The 26739-nt window shown below is 58.2% G+C and carries 21 protein-coding genes; 7 read left to right on the top strand and 14 right to left on the bottom strand.

Annotated elements, in window-relative coordinates; genetic code table 11:
* Positions 1–10: 10 nt before the first annotated feature.
* Complete coding sequence (locus ACA058_RS04215) at positions 11–1030, bottom strand: Glu/Leu/Phe/Val dehydrogenase family protein (RefSeq protein WP_497637987.1); 1020 nt, start codon at positions 1028–1030, stop codon at positions 11–13.
* A 183-nt stretch (positions 1031–1213) separates the two neighbouring features.
* On the opposite strand from ACA058_RS04215, the gene ACA058_RS04210 reads away from it, so the two are divergent.
* Positions 1214–2017, top strand: a complete 804-nt coding sequence (locus tag ACA058_RS04210) for a SirB1 family protein (protein WP_497637986.1) — start codon at positions 1214–1216, stop codon at positions 2015–2017.
* Positions 2018–2390: 373 nt separating this feature from the next.
* Positions 2391–3386 carry an IS110 family RNA-guided transposase gene (locus tag ACA058_RS04205; protein WP_497634894.1) on the top strand — a complete coding sequence of 332 codons (996 nt, stop codon included), beginning with the start codon at positions 2391–2393 and terminating at the stop codon, positions 3384–3386.
* A gap of 36 nt (positions 3387–3422) precedes the next feature.
* Here ACA058_RS04205 and maiA read toward each other — a convergent pair whose 3' ends face one another.
* Genes maiA through hmgA form a run of 3 tightly spaced genes read right to left on the bottom strand, consistent with a single transcriptional unit; the run spans position 3423 to position 6682 of the window.
* Positions 3423–4058: a maleylacetoacetate isomerase gene (gene maiA, locus ACA058_RS04200; RefSeq protein WP_497637985.1), complete on the bottom strand. Its 636-nt coding sequence runs from the start codon at positions 4056–4058 to the stop codon at positions 3423–3425.
* 11 nt (positions 4059–4069) lie between these two features.
* Positions 4070–5374, bottom strand: a complete 1305-nt coding sequence (fahA, locus tag ACA058_RS04195) for a fumarylacetoacetase (protein ID WP_497637984.1) — start codon at positions 5372–5374, stop codon at positions 4070–4072.
* 3 nt (positions 5375–5377) lie between these two features.
* Positions 5378–6682, bottom strand: coding sequence for a homogentisate 1,2-dioxygenase (gene hmgA / locus ACA058_RS04190; RefSeq protein WP_497637983.1), 1305 nt, complete (start codon positions 6680–6682; stop codon positions 5378–5380).
* Positions 6683–6847: 165 nt separating this feature from the next.
* On the opposite strand from hmgA, the gene ACA058_RS04185 reads away from it, so the two are divergent.
* Positions 6848–7642, top strand: a complete 795-nt coding sequence (locus ACA058_RS04185; protein WP_497637982.1) for an IclR family transcriptional regulator — start codon at positions 6848–6850, stop codon at positions 7640–7642.
* Positions 7643–7647: 5 nt separating this feature from the next.
* Here ACA058_RS04185 and ACA058_RS04180 read toward each other — a convergent pair whose 3' ends face one another.
* The 4 genes from ACA058_RS04180 to ACA058_RS04165 form a co-directional block, all read right to left on the bottom strand.
* Entirely contained in the window at positions 7648–10089 is a 2442-nt protein-coding gene (locus ACA058_RS04180; protein ID WP_497637981.1) for a dermonecrotic toxin domain-containing protein, read from the bottom strand.
* Between the two features lie 195 nt (positions 10090–10284).
* The gene (locus ACA058_RS04175) at positions 10285–12837 is read right to left on the bottom strand and encodes a LuxR C-terminal-related transcriptional regulator (protein ID WP_497637980.1); all 2553 of its coding nucleotides are present in this window, start codon (positions 12835–12837) and stop codon (positions 10285–10287) included.
* Positions 12838–12977: 140 nt separating this feature from the next.
* Positions 12978–14348, bottom strand: coding sequence for a DUF1329 domain-containing protein (locus tag ACA058_RS04170; protein WP_497637979.1), 1371 nt, complete (start codon positions 14346–14348; stop codon positions 12978–12980).
* 24 nt (positions 14349–14372) lie between these two features.
* A complete protein-coding gene (locus tag ACA058_RS04165) occupies positions 14373–16166 on the bottom strand; it encodes a DUF1302 domain-containing protein (RefSeq protein ID WP_497637978.1) in 1794 nt (597 codons plus the stop codon).
* A 715-nt stretch (positions 16167–16881) separates the two neighbouring features.
* Here ACA058_RS04165 and ACA058_RS04160 point away from each other — a divergent pair.
* Positions 16882–17652, top strand: a complete 771-nt coding sequence (locus ACA058_RS04160) for an N-acetylmuramoyl-L-alanine amidase (protein ID WP_497637977.1) — start codon at positions 16882–16884, stop codon at positions 17650–17652.
* Positions 17653–17701: 49 nt separating this feature from the next.
* On the opposite strand, the gene ACA058_RS04155 is transcribed toward ACA058_RS04160, so the two are convergent.
* Both ACA058_RS04155 and ACA058_RS04150 read right to left on the bottom strand, forming a co-directional pair.
* Positions 17702–18613, bottom strand: a complete 912-nt coding sequence (locus tag ACA058_RS04155; RefSeq protein ID WP_497637976.1) for an SDR family oxidoreductase — start codon at positions 18611–18613, stop codon at positions 17702–17704.
* A gap of 438 nt (positions 18614–19051) precedes the next feature.
* Positions 19052–20077 (bottom strand): IS110 family RNA-guided transposase, encoded by a 1026-nt coding sequence (locus ACA058_RS04150; RefSeq protein ID WP_497634895.1) that lies wholly within the window; start codon positions 20075–20077, stop codon positions 19052–19054.
* 551 nt (positions 20078–20628) lie between these two features.
* Between ACA058_RS04150 and ACA058_RS04145 the strand changes: the two genes are divergently transcribed.
* The gene (locus ACA058_RS04145; RefSeq protein WP_497635127.1) at positions 20629–21897 is read left to right on the top strand and encodes an IS110 family RNA-guided transposase; all 1269 of its coding nucleotides are present in this window, start codon (positions 20629–20631) and stop codon (positions 21895–21897) included.
* Positions 21898–22094: 197 nt separating this feature from the next.
* Here ACA058_RS04145 and ACA058_RS04140 read toward each other — a convergent pair whose 3' ends face one another.
* From ACA058_RS04140 to ACA058_RS04130, 3 genes are all read right to left on the bottom strand, one after another.
* Positions 22095–22997 carry an alpha/beta fold hydrolase gene (locus ACA058_RS04140; RefSeq protein ID WP_497637975.1) on the bottom strand — a complete coding sequence of 301 codons (903 nt, stop codon included), beginning with the start codon at positions 22995–22997 and terminating at the stop codon, positions 22095–22097.
* Complete coding sequence (locus tag ACA058_RS04135) at positions 22997–23779, bottom strand: class II aldolase/adducin family protein (protein ID WP_497637974.1); 783 nt, start codon at positions 23777–23779, stop codon at positions 22997–22999. Before ACA058_RS04135 ends, ACA058_RS04140 begins: the two co-directional genes overlap by 1 nt.
* A gap of 168 nt (positions 23780–23947) precedes the next feature.
* Positions 23948–24403, bottom strand: coding sequence for a flavodoxin (locus ACA058_RS04130; protein WP_497637973.1), 456 nt, complete (start codon positions 24401–24403; stop codon positions 23948–23950).
* Positions 24404–24505: 102 nt separating this feature from the next.
* Between ACA058_RS04130 and ACA058_RS04125 the strand changes: the two genes are divergently transcribed.
* Together ACA058_RS04125 and ACA058_RS04120 are read left to right on the top strand one after the other, a co-directional pair.
* On the top strand, positions 24506–24982 hold the full coding sequence (locus tag ACA058_RS04125; protein WP_497637972.1) for a PAS domain-containing protein: 477 nt from the start codon (positions 24506–24508) through the stop codon (positions 24980–24982).
* 54 nt (positions 24983–25036) lie between these two features.
* A complete protein-coding gene (locus ACA058_RS04120) occupies positions 25037–25642 on the top strand; it encodes a hypothetical protein (RefSeq protein WP_272604661.1) in 606 nt (201 codons plus the stop codon).
* A 19-nt stretch (positions 25643–25661) separates the two neighbouring features.
* On the opposite strand, the gene ACA058_RS04115 is transcribed toward ACA058_RS04120, so the two are convergent.
* Entirely contained in the window at positions 25662–26621 is a 960-nt protein-coding gene (locus ACA058_RS04115; RefSeq protein ID WP_497637971.1) for a MerR family transcriptional regulator, read from the bottom strand.
* Positions 26622–26739 lie beyond the last annotated feature (118 nt).

Below are 26739 nucleotides of genomic sequence, written 5' to 3'. Positions count from 1 at the left end.
TTTGATCTTTCTATCGGTAAAGCACTTTCTCCGCCAACTCGTCCGCCACTCGGGCCGGTGAGCGTTTTTCCGCCTGGGCGTGGGCGAAGACTTCGGTGAGTCGCGAACTGATTTTCGACAGGTGCGCGGTGATGGTCCCCAGCTCTTCGCCACGATGCTTGAGCGAGACATAGATCAATCCGCCGGCATTGATCACGTAATCGGGCGCATACAGGATGCCCCGCCGTTCCAGCTGATCGGCGACGTCCAGATGGGTCAGTTGGTTGTTCGCCGAACCGGCCACTGCCGAGCAGCGTAGTTGCGTCACGCTGTGGCTGTTTAGCACCCCGCCCAGACCGCACGGCGCAAGAATGTCGCAAGGCGTGCTGAGCAATGCTTCGTTGGCAATCGGGTGCGCGCCGAGTTGCTCCATCGCCAGTTGTACCTTGCCGTGGTCGATGTCGCTGACCAGCAGCTCCGCCCCGGCAGCGTGCAACTGTTCTGCCAGGGCAAAACCGACGTTGCCCAGGCCCTGGATGGCGACGCGCAGGCCTTCGAGGTTATCGCTGCCCAACCGGGCCATCGCCGTGGCGCGTATGCCGGTAAACACGCCCATCGCCGCGTGAGGCGCGGGGTCGCCCGCCGACGTGGTGCTGGTGACGTGCTGGGTCTGTTGGGCGATGCAATCCATGTCCGCCACGGAGGTGCCACTGTCGATAGCGGTGATATAGCGCCCGTCGAGCTGATTGATACAGCGTCCGAAGGCTTCAAACAGCGCAGCGCGATTGGCCACATGAACGGGGCGAATGATCACCGCCACGCCACCCCCCTGGGCCAGGCCGGCCAGGGCCGCCTTGTAACTCATGCCTTGGGCAAGGCGCACCGCATCCTCGACCGCGGACTCGTCGCTGGGATAGGCAAGGTAACGGCATCCGCCCAGAGCAGGCCCCAGACGGCTGTTATGAATGGCAATGACCGCCTTCAACCCGGTGGTCGGGTCTACGCTCAGATGTAGCGATTCAAGGCGAGTGCTTTGCATGAGAGCGAACATCGTAGGGCTCCCGAATCACTTCTTGTAGTCGCCAGTATAGGCTTGCGCCCAAAAATTGCAGAAGCGCACCGGAATAAACAACGGCGCCATGCAAGCTTTAGGAAATAACCGGAACTGGCCCCTGTGCGGTACTGGACGAATGGCAAAGACCGGTCTAAAACGAGGCATTGCCCGGAGATTTTGATGACGCCGCGCCAATCGTTTTTCGCCTGCCTGCAACGATCACCGCCTGCGCTGTTCGAGGCGGCGCTATGGATTGCTGTCGAACATGACAATCAGGTGAACCCAGAAGCCGTATTGGCGCACTTCAAGGAGCTGCAACTGCGGATCAGTGGCGGCTTGCCGATGCTGCCGGTGAGCGAGTTGGCGCAACCGTTGCTCAGGCGCATGGTCGAGTTGGGGTTCGCTCAGGACGACTTCGCCCCCTTGCGACCGCAAGTGGCATTGCTCGATAAAGTCCTGGAGCGTCGCCGCGGGCAACCGCTAGCCCTGGGGCTGATAGCCCTGGAACTGGCCCGGGGCCTGGAGATTCCTCTGGTCGGTGTCAACTTCCCGGGGCATTTCCTGCTGCGGGTGCCAGGCGCCGATCATCTACTCGACCCCTGCGGTGGCCGGCGCCTGTATCCCAACGATTGCCGGGAACTGCTGCACCGCCAGTACGGCCCTAACATGCAACTCAACGCTGAACACCTGGTCACCGCGGAACCCGCGCAAATGCTCCAACGCCTGTCACGCAATTTGCGCCAGCTGCATCTTTCCCACGACGATTACATTGGCGCGCTGATAGACGCCGAACGCGTGCTGGAGCTGGGCAACGCCAGTGCCTCCGACTATCTGGCCCGGGCCAGCCTCTACCAACGGCTGGACTGCCCGAATGCCGAGCGCTTCGACCTGGAACATGCACTTCTGCTCAGCGACGATCCGATCCAGCGAATTCGCCTGACGGAACGACTGGGGCATCTGCCGCCCAATTCCATCGTTCATTGAACACGCCCTTTGTAGGAGCGAGCATGCTCGCGATGGTCGTGAACGATAACGCGTTAAACCAGATGCCCCGCGGCGCACTCAGGTTTTTCGCGAGCATGCTCGCTCCTTGTATGTTGACCTTGATTCCATGAGAGAGGTTACGCTCAAGGATTCATTCAACAGCAAGTACGTTTCTGGGGGAGGCCGATCGCTCCTGAAGGCAGGATTTGCTCCTGACCTTGTCTGTAGAGAGGCCCCCCCGCCTCATTGCCCACCACGAAGAGTATCGAGAAGCCGACAAGTCGGACTTCGCATTACAAGGTTGCAGTGGCATGAAGTTCGAGGTCGGGGGAACCAGGTGCAATCTTACCTAAAGCCAAGGAAGTGAAAAGCAATGAATGCGCATGTCGGCATAGATATCAGTGCTCGCAGTTCAGCCATGGGATGGCGGCAGAACGGCAAAGCAGCAGGCAATGGAGACATTCTGCACACGCCCAAAGGTCGCAAGGCCGCTGTGGAAAAGCTGCTACGTCTCAAGCCGCTGAGCGTTGTCATGGAGGCTACCGGTATTTACTACCTGGATCTTGCGATGGAATTGCACGCCGCCGGCTTGCCGGTCTCGGTGATCAACCCCAAAAGCTTCCACAACTTTGCCAAGCTGATGTTGCAAAACAGCAAGACTGACCAGATCGATGCCCAACTGCTGGCCGAATACGGCGAGCGTATGGGGCCTAGGCTGTGGGTCCCGCCCACTGCGGAACAGATGATGCTGCGTGCGATTGGTCGCCACATCAACCGACTGATTGGCCATCGGACGCGAGCCAAGAACGAGCTGCATGCGCTACAAGCGACAGAAACGAGCATCGCACTGCTGATCGAGGATGAGAAAGACGCGATAAGCGCGTTGGACGCTCGAATCGATCGATTAAAACAGGCTGCGCGCGACGCCATCGCCAAATGCCCTGATCTGAGCCTGCAATTTCGCTGCATGATGGCGGCGCCCGGCGTTGGAGAGGCCTCGGCCATCGCCGCACTGGCTGAGCTGACGACCCTTCCAGTGACGCTTAAATCGGCACAGGTAAGCCGCTATGCAGGCCTGGATGTCAGACTGACCCAGTCAGGCACCAGCGTGAACCGGCCAGGACGAATGTCCAAGTGCGGTAATGCTTACTTGCGTGCAGCGATGTTCATGCCGGCGATGACGGCAATCCGTTGTGATGAGAATGTGAAGGCCTTCTACGAGGCACTGGTAGCGCGCGGCAAGAAGAAAATGCAGGCCATCGGCGCGGTCATGCGCAAATACCTAACCGGGTTATGGGCATGCATGCGCTCTGGAGAAGAATTTAATACGGCCAAGCTTTTTAGCAAAAAACATCTCGCGAAAGCTTGACCGTGAACAGAGTATCTACAGGTACAGGGTGAGGCGTTATGGCGTATCTGGCTGGTTAGCCGGATGCGCCTTGATGAACGCCGGGTGGCTGGCCACCAGCGCCGCTACCCGGCGGATTCGCGGATAAGCCTCAAGGGAAATGTTGAAGCGCTCGGCGGCGTACAACTGTGGAATCAAGTACACCTCCGCCAACCCAGGTTGCGAACCAAAACAGTAACCCTCATCACCAATCAACTGCTCCACGGTCGCCAACCCCTGGTTGATCCAGTGCGCGATCCACTCAACAACCTGCGGTTCATCAAAGCCCGACTGGCGCAGCCGATTGAGCACGCTGACATTGTGCAGCGGATGCACATCGCAGCCGATCAGCGCCGCCACACCACGCTCATGGGCGCGGGCAACGAGATCTTTGGACAGCAGCGGCACCTGTGGATAACGTTCCTCCAGGTACTCGATGATCGCCGGTGACTGAATCAGCATGTCGCCTTCATCGGTGCGCAACGCCGGCACGCGGCCTTGCGGATTGATGCCCAGGTACGACGGCTGGCGATGCTCGCCACCCGGTGGCGCGATCAGATTGATTGGCAGCGCCTGGTAATCCAGGCCCTTGAGCGCCAACGCGATGCGCACCCGATAGGACGATGTCGAGCGGTAGTAGGTATAGAGTTCCATGAACCGATCCCTTAGCGAGCCGGCAACACTTTGCCGCGGCATTCACCGAAGCCGATGGACGCAAAGCCTTCGCGGCTGCAACGGCCACGCAAGATGATTTCATCGCCGTCCTCGAGGAATTTACGCACTTCGCCCGAGGCCAGTTCGATCGGCTTTTTACCGCCCTCGGTGATTTCCAACAGGCTGCCGAACTGATCGTTTTCCGGCCCCGACAAGGTGCCCGATCCGAACAGGTCACCGGCCTGCAACTGACAGCCGTTGACACTGTGATGCGCAACCATTTGCGCCACGGTCCAGTACATGTGTTTCGAGTTGCTCAGAGTCAGGCGATGGGCCGGCAGGTTCTGCTCGCGCATGGCTTCGGTGAGCAGCAGCACTTCCAGCTCGATGTCGAACGCGCCAGCGGCTTGATCGCGTTTATCGAACAGATACGGCAGCGGTTGCGGATCGCCTTCCGGACGTGCCGGCTGGGCGAGGCGGAACGGCTCCAGCGCTTCGGCGGTCACGACCCACGGTGAAATGCTGGTGATGAAACTCTTCGACAAGAATGGCCCCAACGGCTGGTATTCCCAAGCCTGGATGTCACGCGCCGACCAGTCATTGAGCAAGCAGAAACCGGCGATATGATCGGCGGCGTCGCCGATGGCGATGGAGTCGCCCATGTCGTTGCCTTGGCCGATCCAGATCCCCAGCTCCAACTCATAGTCCAGGCGTGCGCACGGCCCAAAGCTCGGCTCGCTCTGACCGGCCGGGAGTGTCTGGCCTTTTGGACGGCGCACGTCGGTGCCCGACGGACGGATGGTCGAGGCGCGACCGTGGTAACCGATCGGCACGTACTTGTAGTTAGGCAGCAACGGGTTGTCCGGGCGAAACAGTTTGCCGACGTTCTGTGCGTGCTCGATGCCGACGTAGAAGTCGGTGTAGTCGTTGATTTTCGCTGGCAGGTGCATCTGGCAATCCGCAGCCAGTGGCAGCAGTTTTGCGCCCTGGGCTTCGATCTTGCCGTGCAGGGTGCTGCCATCCTTGAGCAATTCGATCAAACGTTCACGCAAGGCCACGCGAGCTTCGCGGCCCAGTTCGAAGAACGCATTCAACTGTCCGCCACGGGTGGCTTCGACCGCGGCTTTTGCAGCGCCATCGAACAGGCCGGCATCGAGTGCCGCCTCCAGATCGAAGATATGTTCGCCGATGGCCACGCCACTGCGTGGCGCCGAACCCTTCACGCTGAACACGCCCAATGGCAGGTTTTGCAGTGGGAAATCCGCATGACCGTTGGCCGAAGCAACCCAGCTGCGAGTAATGGAAGTTTGCGTCATGGGTTATCTCCGGGTCGGGTCGAAAGTGGCGGGCAAAGTGGCCCAGCAAGCATCGTAGTTTTTTTGCAGTTGCGGGCAATCAAGGGCGAACCGGCTCGGACGCAGCACCTGGCTGGTCTCGAACATGAAGGCCATGGTGTTGTCGATTTTCGCAGGCGTAAGGTCGGCGTTGATTGCTTTGGTGCAGGTCTCGCCGTCCGGCCCGTGGGCGCTCATGCAGCTGTGCAGCGACGCACCGCCGGGCACAAAACCTTCGGCCTTGGCATCGTACTCGCCCTGGATCAGGCCCATGAATTCGTTCATCAGGTTGCGGTGGAACCACGGTGGACGGAAGGTTTTCTCGGCAACCATCCAGCGTGGTGGAAAGATCACGAAGTCGAGGTTGGCCAGGCCATGGACGCTGGTCGGCGAGGTCAGCACCGTGAAGATCGACGGGTCCGGGTGATCGAAACTGACCGTACCGATGGTGTTGAAACGACGCAGGTCATATTTGTACGGCACGTTGTTACCGTGCCAGGCGACCACGTTCAACGGTGAGTGATCGAGCTCGCAACCCCATAACTGGCCGAGGAATTTCTGCACCAGGGTGGTGGGTTGTTGAAGATTTTCGTAGGAAGCCACCGGGCTCAGGAAGTCACGCGGATTGGCCAGACCGTTGCTGCCGATCGGCCCCAGATCCGGCAGGCGCAATGGCGCACCGTGGTTCTCGGCGATGTAGCCGCGCGCTTGCGAGTCGAGCAGTTCGATGCGGAACTTCAGCCCGCGAGGCAATACCGCAATTTCCAGCGGCTCCACTTCCAGCACGCCCAGTTCGGTGGCGATGCGCAGGCGGCCCTGTTGCGGCACCAGCAGCATTTCGCCGTCGGCGTTGAAAAATACGCGTTCCATGGAGCGGTTGGCGCGGTACTGGTAGATGCTGATCCCCGCCGGTTTATCCGCGCCGGAGTTGGCAGCCATACTCACCAGACCGTCGATGAAATCGGTCGGCTCGGCGGGAATGTCCAGCGCGTTCCAGCGCAGGCGATTGGGTGTCACTTCACCCAACGGGCCGCCGGCCAGTTGCCGATCGAGCTTGACGAATGACGGATGATTGGCCGAGGGCTGAATGCGATACATCCACGTCCGCCGTGCTTCGCTGCGGGCCATGGTGAATGCGGTGCCGGAGAACAGTTCGGTATAGAGGCCGTATGGGGCGTTTTGCGGGGAGTTCTGGCCGACGGGCAGTGCGCCGGGCAATGCCTCACTGCTGAATTCGTTACCGAAGCCTGACTGATAGGCCAGTGCTGGCGTCGTTGAATCGGAGTTCATGGAGCCTCCTGAACAGAGAGTCGACAGTGGCCGGTCGCTCTGTTGCAGAGTTCGTGGCACGCCGGGGTTATTTTTATCGTAATTCAATTACGCTTAACGTAATTTGATTGGCATTGACCGTCAAGCTATAAAGACGCCCATTCGTCCCGGGATCACAACGCCTCCATGGAAAAGCCTGACAGCAACGGTAAACAGAAAGTCCGCTCGGCCGAAGTGGGTACTGACATCCTCAAGGCCTTGGCCGAGTTGTCACCCTCGACTTCGCTCTCGCGCCTGGCCGAGCACGTGCAAATGCCGGCGAGCAAGGTTCACCGCTACTTGCAGGCGCTGATTGCCAGTGGCTTTGCCGAACAGAATGCAGCGACCAATCATTACGGCCTGGGCCGCGAAGCCTTGCGCGTCGGGTTGGCGGCACTTAACAGTATGGACGTGCTGAAAGTCTCCGCCCTGCCGTTGGCCGAGTTGCGCGACGATTTGAACGAAACCTGCTTTGTGGCGGTGTGGGGCAATCAGGGCGCGACCGTGGTGCATATCGAACCGGCGGTGCGGGCAGTGACGGTGGTGACGCAGTTGGGGTCGGTGTTGCCGTTGCTCAGCTCCTCCACGGGCCTGGTGTTTGGCGCGTACCTGTCCAAGCGTGAAACCGTGGAGTTGCGTGAGCAGGAACTGCTATTGGGCAGCGTTCATCCCCTCAGCGATGATCAGGTTTATGAAACGCTATGTGGGCAGATCCGCGGCCGCGGCTTGCATCATGTGCATGGTTTGCTAATGCCTGGCGTCGATGCATTGTCGGCACCGGTGTTCAACGCCGTCGGGCACGTGGTGGCAGTGATCACCATTGTCGGCCCGACATCGTTGTTTCATGCCGACGAAAACGGCCCGGCGGCGCAGCGTTTGCTAGCGGCGACAAGGGCCGTGAGTTGGCGGATGGGGTATGAACCGTCCACTGTCATCGGCTAGTCGAATTACATCAAAATCGTTTGCTCGCTGGAATCAGGCTCGGCGAGCGACTGCTTCATCAGTTCGCTGACAACGGCCAGGTCCACCGTTTTGCCGGTGCACGCAGAGATTACGCCCATGCAGGTATTAACATTGCCGAGCTGTTTGGCAATGGCCTTCTGCACCACCGAAAAACCTAACTTGCCGATGCGCATCGTGGCCAGTTCCATCATGCAATCGAGGTAACTTGAGAACAACTTCTCGTAGTCCCCTTCATAGTAGGCCTTCGCCCCCTCAAACACCGCTTTCGTCATCACCACAGCACTCAACGCAAGTCCGATGGGTGCAAAAGGGATGCTGACAATGGTGACCGCCGCGACTGCATTGTCGTAGATCAGCTTGCCGACAATCTCCGCAAGACTGGTCGTCTTGGCATCTACGTCATCAATGATCTGAGCGATTGCATCGGTGTAGCAACGGGAGAAATCGCGAACTCGACTATCGAGCTGCAAATGAGGGATGTCCTCGATGCTACGGCGCTTCACTTGCTCGAGGTATTCACTGACGACTGTCTGCTGCGCGTACTTGACTCGCTTGCTGTAATAGCTGCCAAGCCCTGCCGTTTTCACCGATTTGGCAAACTCGGCCAAGGGTCTGAACGATCTGCAATCCGGTGCATAGGGGGTATACAGCTGATCATCCGCGATGCCATTGCGCATGAGGCGGAAAATGTAAACGCCTTCGACCCGACAGTTTTGTAGATAAAACCTGTAGACACCCTCGCGTTGAGGGGATTCGGGATCTTCAACATGCGCGATTGGGTCAGGTTCTACTTCGCGCAACTGATCAATCAGGCGTTCGACCTGCTCGAATTGTTTGCGTTCAAGATGACCACTGAACAACTCTTCCAACGCTGAACGATGCATTTCATGGCGCCGCAGATCCACGTAGACGTCGCGCTTCAAGGCATGACCCGGGGCGTTCTGATCCAGATAATCGGCCTTCAACATGGCGATGTACTGTTCACCTGGGCGCAACGTTCTTGACCAGCCAGGCAAATACTTGATCAGCAGGTCGGAAACGGGTGGATGACCGGGTGATAGACGAATGGACGGGTAAATACCCGGGTTATGAGTTGGACCACTCGCTTCGGTAATGTGATATTCCTCGATGATCATCCGGGACAAGGTCATCTCTTTGGAATCATCAAGCCTCACCACAATCAGGTCAGGATCTATATCGACTGTTTCGCCGTTTTGCGCCAGGACTTCCTCTACGCGCTTCTTGATCAGCTTACAGGCGAAATCCTCGTAACTGATCAGCGCTGCCTCGCGGCTTGCAAGTCGGGTCAAACCTTTGAGCTCGGTGTTCAGCCGGGCAAAACATTGTCGCTGGGTGGCGGTGGCCGAGCGATACCCGGCAGGAACAACCGCTTGCATTTCCCCCCGCAACCAACCGACATGCAGCATAACCCCCTCGCGCAATGCTCCCTCTGCGCTGTTTGACCAAGGGCTGCGTTGGATACCACGCCACTGACTCGGCAGCTCTTGTAGAAGTCTCATGTAAGCGTCGATGCTGGCGCGTTCACTGGCCAGAGCCTGGCGGCTCAGGTAACTGCGCCCTTCGGGTTGAGCGGTCCAGTCGGCCATATGGAAGTTCAATTGCCTGAAGCTCGCGAACTCATACCAGCTCCTGCCACCCGGCGCCTGCGGAGCATAAAGTACACAAGGGCCTTCTTCACCCTGCGGCCCGCAATAGACAATCATCCCCTCGAAAGCGCTTTTCGCATCACCGAACGAGAGCGCTCCCATGGAACAACGCTCGTCACCTTGCGCGGCAATAGCGACTATCCGCAGGCTCTCGTCACCGATATGCCTCTGCAGCTTCGCGCTGAATGAACTCAGACCTATACGACTACTCAACAGGATCTGTTGCGCTTGAAGCACCGCTTCGTCCGCGTATTTCTTTTCGAATTTTTCCGCATAGAATTTGCGCATGCTTGCGTCGACCATCACCTCCAGAAGATCCTCCTCCGTCATGCCGGACGGCAGCGCTGCGCCTTCCAGTTTGATCTCCAACGGAACTGTTGTGGATCCGTACAGTTCGTTAAGCATGAACTCGGGAAGCGTCAAGCGATTGCTCTGTACGACCTTATGCTTGCCGACGAAGAATGTGTGCCGAGCGTTGACGAAAACATGTTCCGGGTCAATAACTTCACCGCTGAGGCCTCGAACAACTTCCCGAGCTTGAAATCTGGCGAACGCCTTGAGGGATTTTGTTTCTCCAAGCAGTGTATCCAGCGCCTGTTCGCTTTCTGTCAGGGACTGCTCGGCATCAAAGTAGTATTGGCGATCGTCCTCACTTGCACGTTGCAGCCAATCCGGCAGCTGTGGTGTTTGCCTGGAGGGGCGTAAAACTTCTTCTTGAAGCCTGTACGTGGCCTCATTGGTTAATCCATTAATATTCATGCACTGTCCTTTATGCATACATCATTATGCAGATCGTTACTGTGAACTCCCCTCCATCTCAACTTGTTCAAAATTCCAAACTGGATGACTGAAACTACCGGGGCGATTCAAAACTTATAACCACTCCAGCCATCGAAGTACACCCCGGAACTTGTGTGTATTCATGAACAGACAAAGCACCTGGCAATTCGTACATCAAGTAACAATACCCAATACTTTCGCCCTGGCCACGGCTTGCGTTCTGCGCTCCACACCCAACTTCCCGTTGATACGTCGTGCGTGGGTCTTGACCGTATGCAAGGAAATGAACAATAGATCGGCAATTTGTTGATTGGAGTTGCCCTGTGCCACTAACCGGAGCACCTGTATTTCACGTTGGCTCAAGCGGTGTTCGGCTGCACCCGGCATTTGGTGATCATCAGACCCGGTCAGGCCAATGGCTTGCGGCAGCTGCGGCTGGCGCAACTGCAAATCGCGCAGGGCCTGTTGCAGGTTGCACCGCTCAACCAGTGCCAATCCTTGCGCCAGTGATTGCCGGGCAACGTCCAGGTCGTCTTTAAGCCAGGCGACTTCAGCCAAAGCAAAATGCAAGTGCGCTTGCAGTGCCGCCATCCCCCGCTGACTGGCCCGTTGCAGTTGGGCTTCAAGCCGCTCCAGAGCCGTTTGCTCCTGCCCCAGGTAAACCTCGGTCAGGACCAGTAGATACTCCAGCCCGTCAATCAGCTCCAGCGTTGCTGGCGGGGCCTGGCGTGCACAGGGACCGTGATAGTGACGCAGCACCCGAGTCAGGGCTTGGTGAGCCAATTGCGGTCGCCCTTGTTGCAGCCAGAAATGGATACTGGTGTGCAGCAAAACACCGCGATATACCGTCTCGGGAATCCGCCGTTGCTGCATCAACCGTTCGGCGTCACGCAGCAGGTCGAAAGCCTGAGCGTAATCCAGACGATTGGCCGCCAGTTGCGCCAGCCCCAGAAAACCATACAGCGCTCGCTTGTCCTGGCTGCGCAAGCAGATCTGCAGGCCGCTCTCGAAGTACAGGGTCGCCTGCTGCTCCCGACCCAGACTCAAGTTCAATCGGCCACGACGCAGGGCGATCCGTCCCAACAAGGGTTCGGCATTCGAATGCTGCCGGCAGAGCAGGCTGTGCATGTTGGCGAGCAGGTCATCGGCCCTGCAGGACGCTCCGCGCTGCTCGAGCAACTGGGCGTGATCGAGTTCCAGCAACGCTTCGAATACCAGTGATCCTTGCGCCCGGGCGAGGCACAACGCTTCGCGGTTAAGCGCCTGTGCGACGTCAAGTTCGCCCCGCAGCAAGGCCTGTTGCGTCAAACCGGACAGGCACATCAGCCGGGCAGTCCAGCACTCGAGGTCGAGCTCGCCCAGCGCCTCGAGAAAGTGTGCCCGTGACGCGTCCATGCGCCCCTGCAAATGCAGCAGCCAACCTTGTTGAGCCTGCCAACGTGCGATCAATTGCCGTTGCAGGGATGCCGACGGCTGGGGCGTGAATCGGGACAACTGTTCGATGCACTCGTCCGCCTGCTCGAAGCGCCCGGCAAACAACAGGGCCGCGGTGATCAGTCCGACCAGTTGCGGCGAGCCGAACATCAGTTCCTCGCCTCGTTGCTCGTACAATCGCAGCAGCAGTACTACGGTCTGCTCTTCGAACAACTGCTCGAAACTGAAATGCTGCAACAGGCTGACCGCGACCTCGAACTCTTGCGCCAGCAAGGCCTGTTCGAACGCGGCCTTCCAGTCCTGTTCAGCGACGAACCACTGACAGGCACGACGATGCCAGAAGCGTCCGGCCGGCCATTGTTCATCGCGCATCAACAGGGTCAGGGGAGCGAAAATCTGCAACCAGTCTGTCGAGTCTCGCCAGGGCTCGATGAAACAGCCCAGCGCCTGCAACGCACTCAAGTATTGCGCGCCCTCGCCGGCGCCGAACAGATGATCGCTGAGCCGAGCGTTGAATCGCGGCAACAGCGCCAGCACCCGCCAGGCCTCGGCAAGTTCCGGTGTCAGATTGGCGAAGAGCTCATGCTCGAGGTAGTCGTGCAAGGTATCCGGTCGACCGTAGAGGGTGTCGTGGCGTGTCCAGTCGCATTTTTGCAGCAGCGCAATCCGCACCCCGGCGCACCAGCCACCACTGTGGCGGAAAATCCTCTCGGCACCTTTCGCAGCCTGGGCCGGTTCCAGGTGATGCAACAGTTTTTCGATTTCACCTTGATTGAACGCCAGCGCAGCGCGCTCGCCATCGTACAGTTCATCACCCAGCAGCAGCCGTGGCCAATTGCATTGCGGACGCCGCCGCCCACTCAGCCACCAAGTGACCATCGGGCTGCTGCCGGCCAGCAGCCGGTCGAGCAACAGGTCCAGCTCCGGGTGAGGAACACGGCAATAGTCATCGATAATCAGCCAGGTCGCTGTCGGTAATCGAGCCAGGTACTGCACCAACTCGGACTCATCCGACGTTGTCAGTCCCAGGGTCTGAGCCAGGCGCTGGCAAAAGTCACCCACACTGATCGCCTCCCCCGCCAATGGTAGCCAGCGGACCTCACAGGTTGCAGGCGCGTTCAGCATGCACTCGACAAGCAGCGCGCTCTTGCCACTGCCGGGCGGTGCACAGAGCAATTTCACCCGCGCCGTCGAGGCCAGCAACGGCTCGACCAGACGCGCGCGATACAAGTGGTGGGAAGACAATCGGGGCAGGAGTCCAGGACGGTCCAGACACGTCGTCATGGCAGTCATAGTGGTGCGCCTTTTTTATTTTTGTGGCGCCACCCTAGCCCTCTGTTGAGCGCTTGTTGAAGAAGTATTCAACACACTGATCGAGCCCTATAAAAAAGGTGACCGCGAGGTCACCTTTTTGTGTAACAGCTGTAGGAAACCTACCTCACACCTGTACTCCGTAGCGCCGCTGGCGTGTAGTCCCCAGCTTTGGCGGCGATGTTGAATTCGAAGCTGCGCTTCTCCTCATTCTTCATCCCCAAGGCGATGTAACGACCGGCAATCAGGTCGTACAGCGCTTCGACCGTGTAGGCCGGGACCTGATGATCGTAGTAGAACTGCGCGTGTCCTTCGGCCACCCGCCAGAGCTGGCCACGACCGTCGTAATGATCGGCCAGGGCCACCTGCCAGGTGTCTTCATCGATGTACATGTGACGCTTGGCATACACATGCCGCTCATTGGGCTTGACCGTGGCGACCACCTCCCAGACCCGATGCAGCTCATAACGGGTCAGGTCCTGATTGATGTGTCCGGCCTTGATCACATCCGTGTACTTGAGGTCGGGCGAATCAAGTTTGTAACTGTTGTAGGGAATGTACATTTCTTTCTTGCCGATCAGTTTCCAGTCATAGCGATCCGGCGCTCCGGAAAACATGTCGAAGTTGTCCGTGGTCCGCAACCCGTCGGAAGAGCTGCCGACGCCGTCATAGGCCACTTGGGGTGCCCGTCGAACACGGCGCTGACCTGCGTTATAAATCCAGGCCTTGCGTGGTTCCTGGACCTGGTCGAGGGTTTCGTGAACCAGTAGCACGTTGCCCGCCAGACGGGCCGGCGCGGTCACTTCCTGCTTGAAATAGTTGAGTACGTTTTCATCGCTGCCTGGCTTCAGGTCACCCAACAGTGACGGCACTGCCACTTCGTCCTTGAAGCGGATGACCGTGAAATCGCCATTGGACTGGGGCGTTGCCTGGGTAATGGTGCGACGCAGGTTTCCGCCGTGATAACGGGTGATGTGGTTCCAGATCACCTCGACCCCGTTCTTCGGAATCGGAAAGGCGTAGTAGCGATTGCCGGTGAAATTGGCCAGGCCGTTGCCGTCGTTGGTCGGTGTCACATTCAGTGCGCTGCGCTTGGCCGCCTCATAAACTTCCGGCGGCAGCGCCGCTGTGCGGTGGCTCGGATAGACCGGGATCCTGTAGGTCTCGGGGTAGCGCTTGAACATCGCGACCTGGCCATCGGACAGCTTTTCCTTGTACTGGTCCACCGTCGCCGCGGTGATGATGAACAACGGTTTTTCATTGGCGAACGGATCGGCCAAAAAGCCCTTGCTGTCCACCGCACCCGCATTTTTCGGAATGCCGCCGGTCCACGGCGGAATCGATCCGGCGGCATTACCGGCCTTCTCGGCGCCCAACGGTGTGAGGCTGGTACCGAGCTTGTTCGCTTCATCCGCCGATACCGCCGCCATCACGTTGACGGCCAGCAGACTCAGGGCCAGGGCGGTGCCCAATTGCAGAATCATCTTGCGCATCGAATTCATCCTTTTTCAGCCAGGTCAGAAGTTCACGCCAAAGCTCAACGCCACGAAATCGCGGTCTTCGAGCACGTTGTAGTCACCCCCGAAGAAGTCGGTGTAACTGAGGCTTGCGGTATAGGTGTTGCGGTAGTCCGCATCGACGCCGAGGCTGACGGCCTTGGCACCTTCATTGAACAGCCCGTTGGGGCCGTAGCCGGCGACGTCGTGGGACCACGACAGGTTGGGCCGGAAATTGATCCCGGCGATGACGTTGTTGTAATCGAGGATGGCGCGGGCGCGATAACCCCATGAGGTCGAGGTCACGAAACCATCGGTATCGCCGCCAAAACCGTATTGCCCGTACACCGAGTCGCGGCCGTAGCGCAACTTGCTGCGCGACTCCAGGCCTCCGACGCGAACCACGGCCGCCTCACCCACCAGGGTCAGACGATCCGCGCCCGCCACCTGATCGACGAAGTGTGTCAGGGTGCTCTGGATCTGGGTCACTTCCTTGCGACGGTAGCCTTTGTTGTCAGCGCCAGGCGAGGTCGCAATCGGCGACGCCGCGCCACCGGCGATCGGGTTGAGCATCGCCAGGGTCAGGTCGGTGCTGTTGATCTGCACCGGCGCGTTGGGGCGATAGCTGATCTCGCCAGTCCACGCCGTGCCGGTGGGCAAGGTGGTGGAGAAGCTCGCGCCATACAGGCGAATGTCTTCCGGATATTCAAGGTAATACTGACCGCGGCCGAGCATCACGCTTTGCGCCAGTGCCGAACCACTGCCGGGGGCGATGGCATTGGCCGCGGCGACGATTCGCGGAATGCTCGCCAGTGTCGCGAGACCGGCCGTTGTCGTGCCGACATTCGGCGTGCGACTGTGATAGTTCATGAAGTACAGACCGTACTCGGTGTCGTCCCCCAACCAGCGCAACGCCGTGCCCCACTGCCCCGAATCGCGGGCATCACGGTCGCTGCCACGGGGAACGACCACCCCTTCGCGAGTGACCTCGAAGCCCTGGCCAAAGGCAGCGGCAATCGGTTGCAATGGCGCAATGGCCGGGCTGGCCACGGTGTAGCCCTTGTCACAACCATCGGCCACTACGTCGACGCCGAAGAAGGTGCCGCAGTTATCGACGACGGTCTGGTCCCACTCCAGTTGATAGAAGCCTTCCACCGTCAACTTGTCGGTCAGGCCCTGGGAGGCAAACAGCATGTTGACCGGAATCAGGCCCTCCTTGATCTCGGCACCGGGACGGCGGAAGGCGGACACGTCGACCGGGTTGATGCTGTTGATCGAGTTGCCGATGAAGGTGCTTTCGCCCCAACTGACCACCTGCTTGCCGGCGCGCACCGTGCCCGGCAGATCGGCGATGGAATAGTTGTGATAGACGAAGGCGTCGAGGATTTGCCCACCGGACGACTTGGAACCCTCTTTGCGATTGTGATCGCTGATCGGCTTGAATGGCCGGTCTTCGTCCTTCAATTCGAAGTCGTACCAGTACTTGCCACGGACGAACACACCGGTGTCGCCGTACTTCAGCTCGAGGTCGTGAATGCCCTTGAAGATCTTCGAGAAGGTTTCACCCTTGTTGAAATTCTGGCGTCCGTCGTCACCGGTCGACGCCTGCCCGCTGCCGCCATTGACGATGCCGACCAGAGCATCATCGGCATCCCGCATGCCCCAGCTCGCACCGACCGACAGCGAAGAGTCGAACGTGCCCTCGATTTCCCCAATGTTGAATGAAAGAGCCTGCGCCTGGGCACAGCACCCCAAGGCCACCGCAACGGCCAGCGCCTGCGGTGTGAAGATGGCGCGCATTGTTGTTTTTGTCATGCGTCTTCCCCGGTGAGTGACAGAAGGCCACACCCTACTGCCGCACGCCGGGAGCGATAAGCGCACCAAGGAGGTATTCGTGGTGTCGCTCGAAAGGATGACTGCGTGCGTGGAGCGGGGGATTACGCGGGGGCATAGATGCACTGGATGTGGCGGCATCAATTGGAAACATGGTCTACGCTGCTGGCAGGCAGGACTGTTGCGCCAGCGGTAACGGTGCATCTCCTTGATCGCTATTTTTCCTTTGCCGGCAAAGACATATTCTTGCCCTGCGCTTTCGGGACAACAGCCGGAAAGCGCCAGGCAGCGAAAGGGTGCTTTGCGCCCTCGCCGTTCGCGACAGATTTCAAATGATTTGAACGTATCGAGTCATCACCCCGTGTACATCGACGTTGATTTGTAGCTCCTGGATCCAACGTCTTCTTTGGCCGCTGCGTTTGCAGCGGCCTTTTTTATGGGCGGTGGTTTTTTCGGTGCGGCACCATCTCTGCTGGGCAATGGCGTTCTTTATTCTGTAAGCGATGCTCTTTCGGAACGGAAGTAATTCATTAATTTTGAAAAAATTACATGAGCTTCCATTACAACAGCAATACCAGCAAAAACCGGCTACAAATCATGTAATCACAAAAAGCAATCCAGCGATTAAGGTTAACCCCACGTCAGCGACATTCACAATCATTAGCTGACTACAACCAAATTAATTGCGAGTGCGTTTATGAAGTCCATCATCTACAACAAATATCGCTCAACCAAAAGTTTCAACAGCAGAATTCGCTTTCTTATCCTCCACTACACAGCTGCCAACTTCTCCAGTTCGGTAAAAACTCTGACTGGTCCGAACGTCAGCGCACACTTTCTGGTTCCAGACATTACCGATCCAAGTTACCTGGAGGATGGTTATACCGCACAGGAAGTCTTCAACCTGGTGGATGAATCCAATCGGGCCTGGCATGCGGGTGCCAGCCAGTGGGGCAACCGCAGCAATCTGAATGACACGTCCATCAGTGTTGAAATCGTTAATCTCGCGACGGATAACGACGGCGAGTTCACCTTCCCCCCGTATCATTCCGAACAAATTGCTGCCATTGAAGAACTGGCACTGAACATCCTCAAGCGCTACCCGGATATGACCCCGACTCAGGTATTGGGGCACTCAGATATTGCGGTCGGACGAAAAAGCGACCCGGGACCTGCGTTTCCCTGGCATCAGCTTTATCTCAAAGGCATCGGCGCCTGGTTCGATGAGGCCACCCGAGACGACTATCTACAGCAATACAAGACCCGCGCCATTCCGGCCCGCAGCGATTTGTTAGCGCTGTTCAAGTCCTACGGATACGACATCTCCGGCGCATCGACCGAGAATGGCTTTAAACAACTGGTCCGGGCATTTCAGATGCATTTTCGCCCGGAACGTTACGACGGGATCATGGATGCGCAAACAGCCGCGAATCTGGCGGCGCTGGTATCCAAATACTTTCCTCGATAGCCCTTAATAATAGTTGGCAAGGTCATTCAATATGACCTTGCCTGCCGCGTTACAATGAATATTTCTGCAAATTCCCCATCATTTCCTTCAACGCTTCAATATTGTCCTTCGGATGCGCCGCGCCCTCGAAGTCGCAAATCTGCTGCCAATGCGCTGCCACATCTTCCGGCGAGAAACCCACCCGCGGATCGAACCCCGCGCCGAGGCTGCGTTCCCAGCGCACCTTGCCCATCCAGCCCCCGCCAACTTCAAACAACCCGGAGGTTTCCTGGCAGTTTTCGCTGGCCAGGTACACCACCAGCGGGCTGACCAGTTCCGGTTTGAGTTGTTCGAACACTTGCGGCGGAATCAGGCCTTCGGTCATGCGGGTGCCGCCGGTGGGGGCGATGGCGTTGACCAGGATGTTGTTTTTGCGGCCTTCGATGGCCAGGGTGCGGGTCAGGCCGTAGAGGCCGAGCTTGGCCATGCCGTAATTGGACTGGCCGAAGTTGCCATAGATGCCCGAGGTGGACGCGGTGAAGATGACCCGGCCATAGTTTTGCTCGCGCAGGTGCGGCCAGGCGGCGCGGGTGACTTTATAGGCGCCTTCGACGTGGACGCGGTAAACCAGGTCCCAGTCGGCGTCTTCCATTTTGTGGAAGGTCTTGTCGCGCAGGATGCCGGCGTTGTTGACCACCACATCGATGCGACCGAAAGCGTCGAGGGCGTGTTGAACGATTTTGTCGCCGTCGGTGACCGAGTCGTGGTTGGCCACGGCGGTGCCGCCCGCTTCGCGAATTTCGTTGACCACGCGGTCTGCCGCCGAGGCATTGGCGCCTTCGCCCTGGGTCGAGCCGCCGAGGTCGTTGACCAGCACTTTGGCGCCCTGTTTGGCGAACAGCAGTGCGTGCGCCCGTCCCAGGCCGCCACCCGCACCGGTGATGATCACGACTTTATCTTCGAAACGCACAGACTCATTCATGGGGAACTCCAGCAGGCCAGGGACATTGCCTTGGAGTTTCAGGCACGGCGCTGCGGGTCACAATGAATAGGGGGGAGGCTGAATGGTGTGCGATAAGGTAGGGGGATGATGAGCATGAGACGGCCTGTTGTTTGTTGACCGCGTACATATCCATTGCTGCGGTAACGGCCACCTATGGTTTCGCTTTTACATCTATGGTTACCCCCTTTTCTGCAATACTGTTTTTGATGAGTGGTTGGCTTGCTTTCATCTATCCGGCGTCTGAGTGGGGGTGTAGCCCCGCGCCTCGATGAGAATCGATGCCCGACGATCCTTATTAGCGAGACGGCCTTTCAGCCGTGTAAAAGCCCAGGGTTGTCGTCAGGCCGGTTGGCCGTTCACGTCATCAGTTATCCAGCATCGCAAAACCAGGTGGGTGATGCTCGGGTGACAGCAGGGTCAGGCGTTCATCGCGCTTGGCCCTGCATCGAATTCAGTGTGGTGTGCCGCAATCGCCCAGGCGATCCTCGCCAGCTTGTTGGCCAGCGCGCAAACCACATGGTTGGAGTGATGGTGGGCCAATAGCTGCCGGACCCAGTCCGCCAGCCAGCCTTTCTGGCGGTCCAGATACCTCACGTAAACGCGGGCACACTGGACAAGCAGGCGTCGCTGGTTGCGATCGCCGCGCTTGCTGATGCCCAGCAGTACGGTTTTGCCGCCCGTGGAATGCTGCTTGGGCACCAGCCCGATCGAGGCTGAATAGTCTCGGCCGCATTTGAACTGTTTGCCATCGCCCAATTCGGCAGCCAGGACGGTGGAGGTGATCGGACCGACACACGGCATGGTCATCAAACGAGTCGCCAGATCATCTTCAGCGGCCTGGCACTCCACATCCTTGTCCAGCGATTTGATCTCCTCGTCCAAATGCTTGAAGTGTTGATACAGCCTCGTCAGAGTGTTTTTGAAGGGCTGAGCCATTGAGCTCGCTTCAAGCAGCGCCGAAAGAGATCGAATCGATTTGAGGCTCGGGGCCAGGCTGACGCCGACCTCCAGAAGAGCGGCGTGAATACGATTGACGGCCGCAGTGCGGTCCTTGATGAACGCATCACGTGTCGAGTTGAGCATGGCCAGCGCTTGCTGGGCTTGGTTTTTGACCGGCACAAAGCGCATCGTTGGGCGAGTAGCGGCCTCGCAAATCGCTTCGGCATCAGCGAAGTCGTTTTTGTTGCTTTTCACGTAAGGGCGCACGAGATGAGGGGCAATGAGCTTGGGTATATGCCCAAGCTTGGCCACCTCCTGTGCCATGAAATGGGCGCCACCACAGGCTTCCATCACGACGGTGCAGGGTTGGAGATTCATCAGGTACTGCATGAGTGCCGACCGGGTGAATTTTTTGCGGCAAACTTCATGACCACGATCATCCTGCGCATGCAGGTGAAAAGTGTGTTTTCCCAAATCGATGGCGGCGATAGATATTTCGTTCATGGCAACAGTCTCCGGTGAGCCCCCTGCGAAAGCTTAGTGGGCGATCGCAGGGGGCGGCGGGGGTAGCCATTTCATTAGCGAGTCACTTAGAAAAGCCTGTAGGAGCGAGCATGCTCGCGATGGAGGTCAACGATGACGCGGGGAGCCTGACACCCCGCGGTGCTCTCAGGTTTTTCGCGAGCATGCTCGCTCCTACAGAGCCCGCCGCGATGGGCCATCCTTGGCCCAGCGCGGCTAAACCGGCATCCATGCCGGTTTACCCACTGCGCAGAACCGGAACGAAGCCTCTCGATATAGGTTGTCCGTTCCTTTCCTCTTCCATACTTCGGTGTCTGGAAGTCAGTTTTAATCAAGGGAAGGAGCATGCACCTGTGGGCTACGAATATGCCTCTCAAGCACGCGATGATTACCTCCTCACCTTCGAGCCCACAGATGCGCTTGCGCCCTCTAACGAATACTCAGGGAAAGCCCGACACGGCTCTCTATATCGCTTTCGCTGGACGTAAGCATGCATGTTCCTGCATGTACTTTAGCGCCTGTGGAGGTTGTTGATGCAAACGCTCCTGTCTCAGAAATTCACTGCTTATGTCGGAATAGATTGGGCAGATACCAAGCATGACGTGTGTTTGCAGGTCGCGGGGGAAACCCGGCGGCACTTCTCTGTCATCGACCACACACCCCAATCGATTGATCGTTGGGCGAAATCGTTGTTTGAGCGCTACGGCGCTCCGATCGCGATTGCTCTTGAGCTCAACAAGGGCCCGTTGGTGGCGGCCCTGCAAAAGTACGAGTTCTTTTGCCTGTTTCCAATCAATCCGAGCACCTTGGCCAAACACCGTAAAACCTTTGTCCGCAGCGGTGCCAAGGATGATCCGACCGATGCTCAATGGGCGCTTGAGTTGTTGCTCACCTATCCCCAACGGTTTGCGCAGCTGATGCCGCAAAGCCCGGCCATGCGTATTTTGGCCAGCCTGACAGAACATCGACGTGCACTGGTTGATGAGCGAGTGAAGGTCAGCAACCGCTTGATCTGTACGCTCAAACAGTATTATCCATTGGCCCTGGAGCTGTTTAGCAGTCATGACACCGTGGTGTTCTGTGACTTTCTGATGCGCTGGCCCACGCTTGAGCACATCAAGCGTTCTCGCCAGAGTACTTTTCTCAAGTTCTTTAATGAGCACAACGCTCGTCACGCTCAACTCAATCAAACGCGCTGGGAAATCATCACCCAAGCGATGCCTTTGACACAGGACCCGGGGGTAATACGTCCTTCGCAGTTGTACGCAACAGCCTTGGCGTCGCAACTTAAAGGGCTCCTTTCCACCATCAAGGATTTTGATCGCGAGATCGAAGAAACGGCCAGCACCTTGGCCGATTACCCGATCTTTAAGGCACTCCCTGGCGCCGGCCAACATCTTGCGCCGCGCCTGATGGTGGCTTTTGGTGAACAGCGTGATCGATTTAGCGACGCCAATGCGATGCAGCGATATGCCGGAATCGCACCCGTTACCGAGCGTAGCGGAAAGAAGAAAGTCGTGTATTGGCGCTACCAATGCTCAACCTTCTTGCGTCAGACCTTTGTCGAATGGGCCGCTCACAGCATCACTCAATCAACGTGGGCCGAGGCTTATTATCGGCAGCAGCGGGCTAAAGGCTGCTCATACCAGGCGACCCTGAGAGCACTTGCTTTCAAGTGGATCAGAATCGTCTATCGCTGCTGGAAAAACGGCACCGTCTATGACGAAATGGCTTACTTGCAGGCTTTAACGCGGCGCGGATCAACGTTGGTAGAGGCGCCGATGGAGGTAGTCACAGGTTGACGGACAGGCTCAGGGCGTGAGGGGCAAGAAAATCAAAAGCCAAATCAAAAGCCAAAGCGAGGCGGCCTACCGGCCGGCCTGATCTCAGGTGAACTCGATCCCCTGTGGGAGCTGGCTTGCCAGCGATGGACGTTAACGATGATGCATGCATTCAGGAAAAACGCGGCACCTGTGAGTACATCACCAGCACGCGGCTCCTACGAACAAGCCACTTTGAGCGGCGGTGACATCAACCGGTCGCGAAACACCAGGTAGTGCTTGAGCACCTGGCACGGCGCTTCGATCTGTGGGTAATGACCAATGTCGTCGAGCAGGACCGTGTCCGGGTTGGGTATCAGCTCACGGTAGCGCGCGACCATGTGCGCGCCGGAGATCGGATCGACCTCGCCATCGATCACCCGCAGCGGTACTTCGCCGCGCTGCATCGCGCCGACCCAACGCTCGCGCCGGGTTCGCCGCTCGGGGATGTAGGCGATCAATTTATGCATGACCCGTGGCCCGTGATTGCTTTCGACCAGACTCCAGAAATCATCCATCTGGCTCTCGCTGGGACGGGTTTGCGGGCCGAAGATCTGGCGGAAACTCCTCACCAGCCCATCACGACTGAAAGCTCGGCCGATCATCCAGCCCAGTGGACTGAGCAGAAGTTTTTGCATCAGCACCGGGCGATGGGTTTCGGGGAACAGCCCGCCATTGAGGAATACGCAACTGGCGAGGTTGATGCCCGCTTCGTAATGCCGGGCCAGCAGTTCCTGGGCCACGCTGTCGCCGTAGTCATGGGCAAGCAGGTGCAACGGTTGCTCGACCTTCAGATGCGCCAGTAGCGCCTGTTGCAGATCGGCCTGCTCCAGCAGGCTGTACTCGTGATTAACCGGTTTGGCCGAGTCGCCGAAACCGAGCATGTCACAGGCAATCACCCGATAGCGCTGGGCCAATGGTTGCCAAAGGTAATGCCAGTCCCAACTGGCGCTCGGGAAGCCATGGATGAGCAACAACGGCTCACCCTGCCCCGCCGTCCAGTAACGGATGGCCTGTCCATGGAACAGGAAAGTCTGGCTGCGTTTGCGCCAGACACTCAGGGGAATCTCGGCGAGCGGCATTAGAGTTTATATCCCGGGTCCAGTTTATCGAGCTTGCGCAGCAGCGCCGGCCAGGCCAGCGCTCCGCCCATTCCTTGAGCACTTTTGGTGACACCGGCGATCATCGCCTTGGCACCCGCCAGAATCTGCGGTTCGATGGCAATCAGTTCAGCCCCGCCGTTCTGCGCCATGACCTGAATGTCGCACGCGCGCTGAAAGATAAACATCATCAGGAAGGTGTCGGCGATGCTGCTGCCACAGGTCAGGAGACCGTGGTTGTGCAGCATCAGGAAATTGTTTTCACCGAGGTCGGCTTGCAGTCGCGCCTTTTCCTCGTGGTTGAGCGCAACACCTTCGTAGGCGTGATACGCCAGGCTGGAGAGGACAAACAACGACTGCTGGCTGATCGGCAAAATGCCTTGTCGCTGCGCCGACACCGCCACGCCCGAAGCCGTATGGGTGTGCAGCACGCACACGACATCGTGGCGAACTTCATGCACCGCGCTATGGATGGTGTACCCCGCCGGGTTGATCTCGTAGGGGCTGTCCATCAACTTGTTGCCGGCCTGATCGACCTTGACCAGGCTCGACGCGGTAATTTCGTGAAACATCAGCCCGTATGGGTTGATCAGGAAGTCTTCGGTGCCGGGCACCTTGGCGGAGATGTGCGTGAAAATCAGATCATCCCAGCCATGCTGGGCGACCAGGCGGTAGCAGGCAGCGAGGTCGACGCGGGTCTGCCACTCGGCAGCGCTGACCTGATCTTTGACACTGGAAGGGGACTGGACGGGGGCTACGCTCACGGCAAGGAACCTCGGTTTTTATTATGGAGTGTTTCCAATGACTACCGAGTCTAGTCATCCTCCGAGGTTCGCGTAGTTGCATTGGCAGCCAGCTTGATGGCCGAGCGAGTCAGTGACTCGAAGAGTTTGGATCAATGGCTTGGCTGCCGGTCGCACCAACGCTGTCGATCAGCCCCGCAGAGCGTCGACCAGTTCCGCCAGCCAGGGCTCGGCATCCGTTTCCGGGTTCACGCTTTCACTGGCATCCAGGCGCAGCATCGGCAGGACTTCGCGAATGCCCAGCTCACCGAACAATTCACGCATCAGCTCGCCACCGCCGCAAAAGGTGTCGCCATAGCTCGCATCGCCCAGGCCGATCACGGCCCCCGGCAAGCCTCGCCAGGCGGCGGGCAACTGATCGCGAATCATCGAGTACAAGGGTTGCAGGTTGTCCGGTAGCTCGCCCATGCCGGTGGTCGACGTCACCGCCAGCAAGGCCTCGGGACCGAAAGCCTGAAGATCGGCCAGACTTGCACGGGGGTTGTGGAAGGTTTCGAAACCGGCGGATTTCAAAATACTTGCAGCATGACGGGCAACCTCTTCAGCCGTGCCGTACACCGAGCCGGAAATGATGGCGACTTTCATCAATCTGATCCTGAAGCTGAATAAAAGACCGGGATATTAACAGCACGGTCTGCATTGTTCTTTTAGAATCCCACAGACAACCAACAAGGAAGGGTTTCACCGATGATCAACGCGAAACTGCTGCAGCTGGCGATCAATGCCTCCAACGACGGTATCGTGATTGCCGAAAAAGAAGGCGATCAAGACAAGATCCTGATCTACGTCAACCCGGCCTTCGAACGCCTGACCGGTTACACCAGCGAAGAGATTCTCTACCAGGACTGCCGCTTCCTGCAGTCAGGCGACCGCGATCAGGATGCCTTGCCAAAGATTCGTGACGCGCTGAACAGTGAAGGCGCCTGCCGGGAAATCCTGCGCAATTACCGTAAGGATGGCACTCCGTTCTGGAACGAACTGTCGCTTTCAACGGTGAAAAATCCAAATGACGGGCAGGTTTATTTCATCGGTGTGCAGAAAGACGTGACCATACAGGTCAAGGCGCAGCAGCGAGTGGCGCAGCTTGAAGCGCAACTGGCAGAAGTCCAGGCCGAGCTTGATGCGCTGAAAGCGACGAACGGCAGAAACAAAACAGCGAATTAATTGTCATTAACTACAATCACCAGTGCCTCTGTAACTAAATCTTTCGAGCCCACCATGCAACGCGACGCGCTCCTGACCCAGGATGAGCTGGATTTTATCCAGACCATGCAACACAACCCGCAGCTGAATGTGCGGGATGCGACGTCGAGCCTGCTCGTCAATGGTGGATCGCAGATCCGTGACCTGCTCACGCGCCTGGCAGCGCATGAACAGGTTACCCTTCAAGCCAACTTCGAAAACCAGCAAATGACCTTCCCCCTGCACCTGGTGGAAGACGAGTTTCATGCCATGCATCTGCGCCTGGGCGTGCCCAGCATTTATGAAGGCGGGCCCTCGGTCCGGCCATGGCGGCTGGTGCTCGACGAGCCGGTGGCGCTGGAAAACGCCAAGGGTCAACCTGGTACCCTGTGGGTGCACGAAGTATCGTTCAAAGGGGTTTTGCTGGAGATTCGCAACAAGACCAAGGCACCCAAGCACTTCGCCCTGTGGTTCAGCCCGTCAGGCTATGAGCGAATCGCCCTGCGCGGGACCCTCGAAAAAGAAACCGAACAGGGTTTTTATGCCTACCAGCTGAGCCAGAACGACCTGGATGAAACCGAGCGCCTGCGCCAGTTCATTCTGCAACAGCATCGCTTGACCCATCCCACCCTGCACCTCTGACCCCCTGAACCTCTGAACATCAGGTATCCAGGCTGCCGACCAGAAACTGGTTGAGGCGCTGGCGCATCACCGTGCCCTCGTTTCCCAGGCAACCGATCTGCGACCCGGCGAGGCTTTCCTGCGCCAGGTCACAAGCATCACCGGCCAGCAACAACGGACAATCCAGACTCATCGCCAGACGATTCAGGCGCTGGGGCAAATCGGCGGTGGGGACGTGGTTGGAAAACAGCACCAGTGCCCGGGGTTTGATCCTCTCGCAGACCAGGGTCAGTTCGTCGAACGGTTGCCCGGTGGTCAGTACCCGCACACCCATTTGATCGTTGCCGAGGAACAGGGCTGCGACCAGCAACTCAAGTTCGCGACACTGGCCTGCCAAGGCGCTGACGATGACTCGCCTGGGGTGCCTGTCACGGATCAGCAGTAGGCGCTGCACCACCCGCGAGCGCAGAAAACCATCGAGGAACAACCATTCGCTAGCCCGGCCAAACGTATCCTGGCGCTGCAGCAATTGCCTCCACAGCGGAAGAATAATGTCCTGGAAAACAACCGGCTGCGAGTAGCTGGAAAAAATCTGCCCGTAGACCTGTTCCAGCCGGGTGTCGTCGAAAGCATTGACCGCGGCCGCAAGCTGATGCTGCCACTGTGCGTAATCCGCCTGCACCAGATTGCTGGGGATGATGTGAGCCAATGCCTGTAACGGCGCTGCCTTGGCCAGGATCTTGCCGATCTTGCTGACCGCTACACCGCGCTCGATCCAGTTGAGGATGCTTCGGACCCGCTCGATATCGGTCATCGAATACAGGCGGTGCCCGCTTTCGGTGCGAGTGGGCACGATCAGGCCATAACGTCGCTCCCATGCGCGCAGCGTGACCGGGTTCACACCGGTCAGGCGCGCCACCTCACGAATCGGAAAAAGCTCTTCCCGTTCCAGGGAGGGCGCCGGTGACACATCCAGGTCAACGTCGGTCAAGACAGGCATTTGTAGGCCTACATCCATGTATTAATCAGGTTTCATTTTACCTCCGCTGCACCTCAATGATTCAAGTAATAGATTGTTACCGAGGCCACCGACGTCGCAGGTAAAATCAGGAATAATA

The sequence above is a fragment of the Pseudomonas sp. LBUM1649 genome, assembly GCF_059716155.1.
Note: the sequence above shows the minus strand (reverse complement) of the source record. Positions and strands in the feature narration are given on the sequence as shown.

Bases quoted from the DNA above. Each gene is read 5' to 3' on its own strand.
- ACA058_RS04215 (WP_497637987.1), bottom strand. From the start codon at position 1,030: ATGTTCGCTCTCATGCAAAGCACTCGCCTTGAATCGCTACATCTGAGC.
- ACA058_RS04210 (WP_497637986.1), top strand. From the start codon at position 1,214: ATGACGCCGCGCCAATCGTTTTTCGCCTGCCTGCAACGATCACCGCCT.
- ACA058_RS04205 (WP_497634894.1), top strand. From the start codon at position 2,391: ATGAATGCGCATGTCGGCATAGATATCAGTGCTCGCAGTTCAGCCATG.
- maiA (WP_497637985.1), bottom strand. From the start codon at position 4,058: ATGGAACTCTATACCTACTACCGCTCGACATCGTCCTATCGGGTGCGC.
- fahA (WP_497637984.1), bottom strand. From the start codon at position 5,374: ATGACGCAAACTTCCATTACTCGCAGCTGGGTTGCTTCGGCCAACGGT.
- hmgA (WP_497637983.1), bottom strand. From the start codon at position 6,682: ATGAACTCCGATTCAACGACGCCAGCACTGGCCTATCAGTCAGGCTTC.
- ACA058_RS04185 (WP_497637982.1), top strand. From the start codon at position 6,848: ATGGAAAAGCCTGACAGCAACGGTAAACAGAAAGTCCGCTCGGCCGAA.
- ACA058_RS04180 (WP_497637981.1), bottom strand. From the start codon at position 10,089: ATGAATATTAATGGATTAACCAATGAGGCCACGTACAGGCTTCAAGAA.
- ACA058_RS04175 (WP_497637980.1), bottom strand. From the start codon at position 12,837: ATGACTGCCATGACGACGTGTCTGGACCGTCCTGGACTCCTGCCCCGA.
- ACA058_RS04170 (WP_497637979.1), bottom strand. From the start codon at position 14,348: ATGCGCAAGATGATTCTGCAATTGGGCACCGCCCTGGCCCTGAGTCTG.
- ACA058_RS04165 (WP_497637978.1), bottom strand. From the start codon at position 16,166: ATGACAAAAACAACAATGCGCGCCATCTTCACACCGCAGGCGCTGGCC.
- ACA058_RS04160 (WP_497637977.1), top strand. From the start codon at position 16,882: ATGAAGTCCATCATCTACAACAAATATCGCTCAACCAAAAGTTTCAAC.
- ACA058_RS04155 (WP_497637976.1), bottom strand. From the start codon at position 18,613: ATGAATGAGTCTGTGCGTTTCGAAGATAAAGTCGTGATCATCACCGGT.
- ACA058_RS04150 (WP_497634895.1), bottom strand. From the start codon at position 20,077: ATGAACGAAATATCTATCGCCGCCATCGATTTGGGAAAACACACTTTT.
- ACA058_RS04145 (WP_497635127.1), top strand. From the start codon at position 20,629: ATGCAAACGCTCCTGTCTCAGAAATTCACTGCTTATGTCGGAATAGAT.
- ACA058_RS04140 (WP_497637975.1), bottom strand. From the start codon at position 22,997: ATGCCGCTCGCCGAGATTCCCCTGAGTGTCTGGCGCAAACGCAGCCAG.
- ACA058_RS04130 (WP_497637973.1), bottom strand. From the start codon at position 24,403: ATGAAAGTCGCCATCATTTCCGGCTCGGTGTACGGCACGGCTGAAGAG.
- ACA058_RS04125 (WP_497637972.1), top strand. From the start codon at position 24,506: ATGATCAACGCGAAACTGCTGCAGCTGGCGATCAATGCCTCCAACGAC.
- ACA058_RS04120 (WP_272604661.1), top strand. From the start codon at position 25,037: ATGCAACGCGACGCGCTCCTGACCCAGGATGAGCTGGATTTTATCCAG.
- ACA058_RS04115 (WP_497637971.1), bottom strand. From the start codon at position 26,621: ATGCCTGTCTTGACCGACGTTGACCTGGATGTGTCACCGGCGCCCTCC.